This is a genomic window from Pseudoalteromonas rubra, assembly GCF_004212645.1.
Lineage (GTDB): Bacteria > Pseudomonadota > Gammaproteobacteria > Enterobacterales > Alteromonadaceae > Pseudoalteromonas > Pseudoalteromonas rubra_G.
The window spans coordinates 1-1,671 of sequence record NZ_PPUZ01000121.1 but is presented as its reverse complement, the minus strand read 5'-3'; the positions used below and the strand labels follow the sequence as shown (position 1 = coordinate 1,671).

1 protein-coding gene and 1 pseudogene are annotated in these 1,671 nt (G+C 40.4%); both read left to right on the top strand.

Features of this window, described 5'->3' with window-relative positions:
* Positions 1-295, top strand: a pseudogene (locus C3B51_RS22615) (transposase); the annotation flags it as partial.
* A 294-nt stretch (positions 296-589) separates the two neighbouring features.
* Positions 590-1,072, top strand: coding sequence for a hypothetical protein (locus C3B51_RS22610; RefSeq protein WP_130246472.1), 483 nt, complete (start codon positions 590-592; stop codon positions 1,070-1,072).
* Positions 1,073-1,671: the final 599 nt, after the last annotated feature.

The following is a 1,671-nucleotide window of genomic DNA, read 5'->3' as shown; positions in this document are numbered from 1 at the left end:
CAATCCAAGAGCAAATATGCCAAGTGGTCTCCCATTTGAGCTGACCTATTACATTCAATTGGTTGAACTAACAGGCCGGTGTATGCGTGCAGATAAACGAGGGTATATCAGTGATAGCCAGCCGCTGCTGGCCAGATTGCAAATAGAGCCAGAAAACTGGCTTAAGCTTACGACTCGATTTACCAAGGTATTCCATGGTGCAGTAGGGCGAAAGCAAGCAATGACGGATTACTGCGAACGTCTGGGTAAAAAGCGACGAACCAATCTGGTGCAGTGTGAGCGGCTCTTTGGCTAACAGCCTTTTTCCTTCAGTGTCATTTAGATTTATCCAAACTGAAGCTTGGACGTACTCTCGTATTGTCTAATCCTTCTTATTTTCCATGATTTAGAGTTTAAGATTCCGAAATTCACAGCTCAAAGTTTATAGTAAGGGCGGGATTTAATAGTCCTGAGTTTCCAATTTAGAACATAGCCCGTAACGGGGAGTAAGTTTTAAAGTGGATGTCCTTGCTGATCTGCTGTCATTGGAGGAACTGCTTCGAAGATCAGCGGAGGTAAATTTTCTAATGGTGCTATAACAGGTGCATTTGTGCAGATGTTTAATGCTGAAACAAGGTTAGCTAAGGAAAGAGAGCTTAATAAATATTTCACGCATAGCACTGAGTATGAATTAGATGAATATAGAGCATCCGCAATGCCCCAAAATGTAAAGGATTCTCTAGTTGATATCATGGAATCACCACTAGGTGATAAAATAAGAAATGGCGTTGATTCAACAGGTAGTAAAATTGAATTAACTCAAAGCTTATATGAAGAGAGTGCTTTTCAAGCAAGTGGAAATCAGGTCTATTACGGTGATGTAGATACATTTAACGCGAGGGGAATCACAATGCACCAGACAATGGGGACTCTATTAGCTCATGAAATAGGCCATACTCAATCATATATGGCTAATTATTCTTTTGTTCCATCACCAGGAACCAATAGCAATGAAAATTGGACAGTGACCAATGCGGAAGATATATACAGAGCTTACAAAGGGCTTCCATTGAGGAGGAACTATGATAACTAGAGTATTTTGGCTTTTTATAATCAATATTATGTACGTGAGTTGTGCAAATGCGAATAGTGTTAAAGTGACCTTCAATGAATGCAATAATTCCATGGAGATTGAAAGTCAGATAATAGAGACTATCCCTAGTTCAAGTGCATTTCCGAATAATAAATTTCAGAATGCTGATTTAGTATTTCAATTTCGAATAGAGGAAGATGGTCGACTCCATTTTTTTCCTGAGTATAGTTCCATGTCTCATCCATATAGTCGAGAGGCCGTGAAACTTATAAAGAAAAACCTCCAGCCTATCACTGTTGAAAGGAATTGCCTCAAGGCTTTTGTGAGGTTTGATTTTGGTCGAGATGGGAATCGCTGACTTCGAGGCTACAAACAAGAAATCGAAATGAAATTACAAGGACACCCACCCAAAATCGAAATTACAAGGACACCCACCCAAAATCGTAGACATTCAGTTCGGATTTCTGGTGGGTGATGGAGATGGACGCTCCTAAATCGGTGTTAGTGCGCCACACTGATATCCAACACCTACTGAGTAAATTACAAGGACACCCACCCAAAATCGTAGACATTCAGTTCGGATTTTTGGGTGGGTGATG